This is a genomic window from Mesorhizobium sp. M6A.T.Cr.TU.017.01.1.1 (assembly GCF_004023115.1).
Classification (GTDB): Bacteria; Pseudomonadota; Alphaproteobacteria; order Rhizobiales; family Rhizobiaceae; genus Mesorhizobium; species Mesorhizobium mediterraneum.
This window is the reverse complement of record NZ_RZTA01000189.1, coordinates 1-7,152: the sequence shown is the minus strand read 5'-3', so window position 1 is coordinate 7,152 and position 7,152 is coordinate 1. Positions and strand designations below refer to the sequence as shown.

Genomic DNA, 7,152 nt, shown 5'->3' with positions numbered 1-7,152 from the left:
GTGCTTTGGGCCGCGCTCGATCTCTGGCCCGACCTCGAGCAGGCGGTGCTGATCGAGGCGAGCGCCGCGGTGCGCCGGATCGGCGAGGCGCTTGCCACTGAGGCGATGACGGCCAGGATCGCCTGGCTGGCCGGCGATGTCACCATCGACCTTGCCGGCCTCAAGCCGGCCGAGCTGGTCACCTGCGCCTATGTGCTGGACGAGATCGCGCCGGCATCGCTGCCAAAACTCATCGACCGGCTCTGGCACCTGACCGACGACACGCTGCTGGTCGTCGAGCCGGGCACGCCGGCCGGATGGCAGCGCATACTTGCCGTGCGGCGGCACCTGATCGAGGCGGGCGCGCATGTGCTTGCGCCTTGCCCTCATGAGGCGCCCTGCCCGCTCGCGGCGCCCGACTGGTGCCATTTTTCGCGCCGTGTCGCGCGCTCGCGCCTGCACCGGCTGGCCAAGGACGCCGACGTGCCATGGGAGGACGAGAAATTCATCTATGTCGCCGCCTCCCGCCATCCGGCCGTCCACCCCCCGCAGGCGCGGGTGATAGCACCGCCGAAACCCGGCTCGGGAAAGGTCCTGCTGAAACTTTGCGAAAAGGACGGCAGTGTCGACGAGAAACTGTTCACCAAGCGCGACGGCGAGATGTTCAAGACCGCGCGGCGGCTCGACTGGGGCGACGCGCTGCCGGAGTGATTGGCAGCTATTTTCCTGTTTTGTTCTCTCTAGAGAACGGCTAGGCTCGCCATCTTGATTCGAGTCAATCAAGATTCTTTCCACCGAAAGATCTTGGCTGTGAATCGCGGGCACCAAAGCCGATTGGATGGGGACTGATGCAGATAAGTCATCACCGACTTATCCCGTTCTGATATCGAGAGACCGGGATCGAAACCGGGGACATCATGGCAGAGGCAGCACGAAAATTCGGCGTGGCGGAAACACCGCTATATCGCGAGGCACCGAACAACATCGAGGCCGAGCAGGCGCTGCTCGGCGCGATCCTCGTCAACAACGATGCGTTCTACCGCGTCTCGGACTTCCTGAAATCCGGTCATTTCTACGAGCCGCTGCACAGAAAAATCTTCGAGGTCGCCGCCGAGCTCATTCGCATGGGCAAGGTAGCGACGCCGATCACGCTGAAGACCTTCCTGCCGGCCGACGAGAAGGTCGGGGACATGACGGTTGCGCAATATGTCGTGCGGCTGGCTGTCGAGGCGGTCACCGTCGTCAACGCCGCCGACTACGGCCGCGCCATCTACGATCTCGCCACGCGACGCGCGCTGATCACCGTCGGCGAAGACATGGTCAACATCGCCTATGATGCGCCGGTCGACATGTCGCCGTCCGAGCAGATCGAGGATGCCGAGCGGCGCCTGTTCGAGCTGGCCGAGACCGGCCGCTACGATGGCGGCTTCGAGAGCTTCACCGACGCGGTTAAAACCGCCGTCGACATGGCCAACGCCGCCTATATGCGCGACGGACATCTGTCAGGTGTCGCCACGGGCCTGCGCGATCTCGACCGCCGCATGGGCGGCCTGCAGCCGTCCGATCTGATCATCATCGCCGGCCGCCCCGGCATGGGCAAGACATCGCTCGCCACCAACATGGCCTTCAACATCGCTGAGGCCTATGTGCCGGCGCAACAGGCCGACGGCTCGTTCAAGGCGGCCAATGGCGGTGTCGTCGGTTTCTTCTCGCTCGAAATGTCGTCGGAACAGCTCGCCACCCGCATCATTTCCGAGCAGACCGAAATCCCGTCGTCAAAAATCCGCCGCGGCGAGATCAGCGAGATGGACTTCGAAAAGCTGGTCGCCTGCTCGCAGACCATGCAGAAGATCCCGCTGTTCATCGACCAGACCGGCGGCATCTCGATCGCCCAGCTGTCGGCGCGCGCGCGACGGCTGAAGCGCCAGCGCGGCCTCGACGTCATCGTCATCGACTATATCCAGCTGATGCAAGGATCGAGCGCGAAATCCTCGCAGAACCGCGTGCAGGAAATCACCGAGATCACCACTGGCCTGAAGGCGCTGGCCAAAGAACTTGCCGTGCCGATCATCGCGCTGTCGCAGCTGTCGCGCCAAGTCGAAAGCCGCGACGACAAGCGCCCGCAGCTCTCGGATCTGCGCGAATCGGGCTCGATCGAGCAGGATGCCGACGTGGTGATGTTCGTCTACCGCGAGGAATACTATCTGAAGAACCGCGAGCCGAAGCCCGGCACAGACGAATACATCAAATGGGAAAACGAGATGAACGAGATGCGCGGCAAGGCCGAGGTCATCGTTGCCAAGCAGCGCCACGGACCGACCGGCTCGGTCAGCCTCGCCTTCCAGGGCGAGTTCACCCGCTTCTCCGACCTCGCCGAGGAGCATCATATTGCGGAGAGGTTTGAGTAGCTTTTGACCGACGCCGCACCAAAGATGCGGGACAGCAGCGCTCTACGGCGCCCCCCTCTGTCCTGCCGGACATCTCCCCCACGAGGGGGGAGATTGGCTGTCATCTACGCCAGCCTTCTTTTCTGCAACGCCGAAAATTGGCGAAATCCGAAGCGCAATCCGATCTCCCCCCTCGTGGGGGAGATGTCCGGCAGGACAGAGGGGGGCGCGAAGGATCACGGCGCTCGCCAATTGGCGGGAAGGTAGCAGTTTGGCCAAGTCCCGCGTTCAGTTCATCTGCCAGAATTGCGGTTCGGTGCATCAGCGCTGGGCCGGCAAATGCGATGCCTGCGGCGAGTGGAACACGCTGGTCGAGGAAGGCACGTCCGGCGGCATCGGCTCGGGTCCGGCCAACACCCGCAATGCCCGCAAGGGCCGCGCCGTGGTGCTCACGACTTTGTCCGGCGACATCGAGGACGCGCCGCGCATCGTCTCCGGCATCGGCGAGCTCGACCGCGCCACTGGCGGCGGTTTCGTGCGCGGCTCGGCCCTTCTGGTCGGCGGCGATCCCGGCATCGGCAAGTCGACGCTACTCACCCAGGCGGCCGCGGCACTCGCGGCAAAGGGCCACCGCATCGTCTATGTCTCAGGCGAAGAGGCCGTCGCCCAGATCAGGCTGCGCGCGCAGCGGCTCGGCGTCGCCGACACTCCGGTGGAGCTTGCCGCCGAAACCAATGTCGAGGACATCCTCGCCACCATCGCCGACGGCAAGCGGCCGGATCTGGTGATCCTCGATTCGATCCAGACCTTGTGGACCGACATGGCCGATTCGGCGCCCGGCACCGTCACCCAGGTGCGCGCCGCCGCCCAGGCGATGATCCGCTATGCGAAATCCACAGGGGCGGCGATCGTGCTCGTCGGCCATGTCACCAAGGAAGGCCAGATCGCGGGCCCTCGCGTCGTCGAGCACATGGTCGACGCCGTGCTCTATTTCGAGGGCGAAGGCGGCCACCACTACCGCATCCTGCGCACGGTCAAGAACCGCTTCGGACCGACCGACGAGATCGGCGTCTTCGAAATGTCTGACATGGGCCTGCGCGAGGTCGCCAATCCGTCCGAGCTTTTTCTCGGCGAACGCCATGCGAAAGCGCCGGGCGCTGCGGTTTTCGCCGGCATGGAGGGAACCCGCCCGGTGCTGGTCGAGATCCAGGCGCTGGTGGCGCCGTCGTCGCTGGGCACGCCACGCCGCGCCGTCGTCGGCTGGGACGGCGCCCGGCTGTCGATGATCCTCGCGGTTCTCGAGGCCCATTGCGGGGTCCGCTTCGGGACCCACGACGTCTATCTCAATGTTGCCGGCGGCTACCGTATCTCGGAGCCGGCCGCCGATCTGGCGGTGGCGGCCGCACTGGTTTCCTCGCTCACCGGTCTTGCCCTTCCGGCCGATTGCGTCTATTTCGGCGAAATCAGCCTTTCGGGCGCCGTAAGGCCGGTTGCGCATGCGCAGCAGCGCCTGAAGGAAGCCGAAAAGCTGGGTTTTGGAAGCGCGGTTCTGCCTTTAGGCAGCGAGGAACTTGCCGGGGGGATAGGGGCCGGCGCTTTCCAGCCCACCGAGCTTGCCGATCTCGTGGCGCGCATAGCCGGCTCACGGCGCAGCCGCGCCGACGAGCAAGAATGACGCGGCTCATGAAGTGGGGCAAAAGACATGCCGATTACGCTGCTTGACGGAATTCTCGTCGGCTTCACCTTGGTCTCGGCGATGCTCGCCATGGTTCGCGGCTTTTCGCGCGAAATCCTCTCGGTCATCTCCTGGATAGTGGCGGCAGCGGCGGCGTTCTTCTTCTACAAACCGGTCCTGCCTTACGTTCAGCCCTATGTCGACAATGAGAAGATTGCCATGGTGGCCGCCGCCGGCATCGTCTTCATCATCGCGCTGATCGTCGTTTCCGTCATCACCATGAAACTCGCCGACTGGATCATCGATTCCAGGATCGGCGCGCTCGACCGCACGCTCGGTTTCCTCTACGGCGCGGCGCGCGGCATTCTGGTCGTTGCGGTGGCCCTGCTGTTCTTCAACTGGCTGGCCGGTCCCAAGGCTCCGGGCTGGGTCGCCAACGCCAAGTCGCGGCCGCTGCTCGAATCGCTCGGCGCCAAGCTCGAAAGCCTGCTGCCCGAGGACCCGGAAAACGCGATCCTCAACAGGCTCAATCCTAGCCAGCCGGCACCCGAGACCGGCGCCGAGACGCCACCGGCGGCGGATGCACCGGCAGCGGACGCGCCGGCAACCGGCGACGATGCTCCGGCGCTCGATGGCAGCGAGACCGACGCGCCACCGGCCGACAATGCACCGGCCAATCCGGCGCCGGCAAACTGACGATCATGTGAAAAGCCGCAAACTCTACGTTGCTCTCGAGCAGTCATCACACTATATAGCGACTTTAGCGGAGCTGAAGATGGCAGACGCAGACGACGTGCTTTCCGCCGAAGCTGACGATCATTTCCACGACGAATGCGGTGTGTTCGGTATTTTTGGCCGGCAGGACGCCGCAGCTATCGTCACACTTGGCCTGCATGCGTTGCAGCATCGCGGCCAGGAAGCGGCCGGTATCGTTTCCTATGACGGTACCCAGTTCCATGTCGAACATCATGTCGGCCTGATCGGCGACACCTTCACCAAGCAGCGCGTCATCGACAGCCTGCAAGGCAATCGCGCGATCGGCCACACGCGCTATGCCACCACCGGTGGCGCCGGCCAGCGCAACATCCAGCCGTTTTTCGCCGAGCTCGCCGATGGCGGCTTCGCCGTCGCCCACAACGGCAACCTCACCAACGCCATGACCGTGCAGCGCGCGCTGCAGAAACAGGGCGCGATCTTCTCGTCGACCTCCGACACCGAGACGCTGCTGCATCTGGTCGCCACCAGCAGGGAACGCGATCTCAACTCGCGCTTCATCGATGCGGTGCGCCAGGTCGAGGGTGCCTTCTCGCTGGTGGCGATGACGGCAAAGAAGATGATCGGCTGCCGCGATCCGCTCGGCATCCGCCCGCTGGTGCTCGGCGATCTCGACGGCGCCTGGATCCTGGCTTCCGAAACCTGCGCGCTCGACATTATCGGTGCGCGTTTCGTGCGCGACCTGAAGCCCGGCGAGATGGTCGTCGTCACCGCCAAGGGCATCGAGAGCCTGTTTCCCTTCGAGCCGCAGAAGACCCGCTTCTGCATCTTCGAATATGTCTATTTCGCTCGTCCGGATTCGTCTGTCGAAGGCCGCAATGTCTATGAGGTGCGCAAGCGCATTGGCGCCGAGCTGGCGCTCGAAAGTCCGGTCGACGCCGATATCGTCGTGCCGGTGCCGGACAGCGGCACTCCGGCGGCGATCGGCTTTTCGCAAGCCGCGGGCATCCCATTCGAGCTCGGCATCATCCGCAATCACTATGTAGGCCGCACCTTCATCCAACCTGGCGATTCGATCCGCCACATGGGTGTCAAGCTCAAGCACAACGCCAACCGCCGCATGATCGAAGGCAAGCGCGTGGTGCTGGTCGACGATTCGATCGTGCGCGGCACCACCAGCCAGAAGATCGTGCAGATGGTGCGCGATGCCGGCGCCAAGGAAGTGCACATGCGCATCGCTTCGCCGCCGACACGCGCCTCCTGCTTCTACGGCGTCGACACGCCGGAGAAGTCGAAGCTGCTGGCGTCGCGCATGTCGGTGGAAGAGATGGCCGAATTTATCCGCGTCGATTCGCTCGGATTCCTGTCGATCGACGGGCTCTACCGCGCTGTCGGCGAGGCCGGCCGCGACAACGAGCAGCCGCAATTCTGCGACGCCTGCTTCACCGGGCAATACCCGACCCGGCTTGCCGACTTCGAAGGTTCCGACAATGTGCGCACGCTGTCGCTCTTGGCGGCGGGCGGGTCGTAGGGTTGCCGGACCACCATTTGCCTTCCCCAGTTTACCCCCCTCTGTCCTGCCGGACATCTCCCCCTCAAGGGGGGAGATCGGCTGAACTATCGACTTTCGCCAATCGCGACGGTCGCAAAACGGGCGCTGAGCCGGATGAGGGCCAATCTCCCCCCTTGAGGGGGAGATGTCCGGCAGGACAGAGGGGGGTGTTTTCACGCCTACTCACGGAGGCTCTCGCATGATCCCCGCCCCTGCCCTCGATCTTTCCGGCCGCGTCGCGGTCGTCACCGGCGCCTCGCGCGGCATTGGCTACTTCATCGCCCTGGAACTTGCCGCTGCCGGAGCGCATGTCATCGCGGTTGCCCGCACCGTCGGCGGACTGGAGGAACTCGACGATCAGATCAAGGCGGCGGGCGGACAAGCCACGCTTGTGCCGCTCGACCTCGCCGACATGGCCGGCATCGACCGGCTGGGCGGTGCCATCCACGAACGCTGGGGCAAGCTCGACGTTTTCGTCGCCAATGCCGGGGTGCTCGGCGTGATCTCGCCGATCGGCCATGTCGAGGCCAAGACCTTCGAGAAGGTGATGACCATCAACGTCACCTCGACATGGCGGCTGATCCGCTCGGTCGACCCGCTGCTCAGACTCTCCGATGCCGGTCGCGCCATCGTGCTTTCCTCCAACGCCGCCCATTCGGCGCGGGCCTTCTGGGCGCCCTATGCGGCGTCGAAGGCGGCGGTCGAGACCATGATGCGTTCCTGGGCGCACGAGACGGAAAACTTGGCCCTCAGGGTCAACGCCGCCGACCCCGGCGCCACCCGCACCGCCATGCGGGCGCAGGCGGTGCCTGGCGAGGATCCGGGAACGCTGCCGCATCCCTCAG

The 7,152-nt window shown here is 64.7% G+C and carries 6 protein-coding genes; all 6 read left to right on the top strand.

What is annotated here, in order from left to right; translation table 11 throughout:
• Positions 1–690 (top strand): small ribosomal subunit Rsm22 family protein (locus EOB36_RS32435; protein ID WP_245467961.1); only part of this gene is annotated, 690 nt, incomplete at its 5' end.
• Positions 691–896: 206 nt separating this feature from the next.
• Positions 897–2,387: a replicative DNA helicase gene (locus tag EOB36_RS32430; RefSeq protein WP_095483188.1), complete on the top strand. Its 1,491-nt coding sequence runs from the start codon at positions 897–899 to the stop codon at positions 2,385–2,387.
• 250 nt (positions 2,388–2,637) lie between these two features.
• Positions 2,638–4,041 carry a DNA repair protein RadA gene (gene radA, locus EOB36_RS32420; RefSeq protein WP_095483187.1) on the top strand — a complete coding sequence of 468 codons (1,404 nt, stop codon included), beginning with the start codon at positions 2,638–2,640 and terminating at the stop codon, positions 4,039–4,041.
• Positions 4,042–4,068: 27 nt separating this feature from the next.
• Positions 4,069–4,737, top strand: a complete 669-nt coding sequence (locus tag EOB36_RS32415) for a CvpA family protein (protein WP_095483186.1) — start codon at positions 4,069–4,071, stop codon at positions 4,735–4,737.
• Between the two features lie 79 nt (positions 4,738–4,816).
• A complete protein-coding gene (gene purF, locus EOB36_RS32410) occupies positions 4,817–6,286 on the top strand; it encodes an amidophosphoribosyltransferase (RefSeq protein ID WP_095483185.1) in 1,470 nt (489 codons plus the stop codon).
• A 220-nt stretch (positions 6,287–6,506) separates the two neighbouring features.
• Positions 6,507–7,152: SDR family NAD(P)-dependent oxidoreductase (locus EOB36_RS32400; RefSeq protein WP_128286490.1), on the top strand; the 646-nt coding region annotated here is incomplete at its 3' end.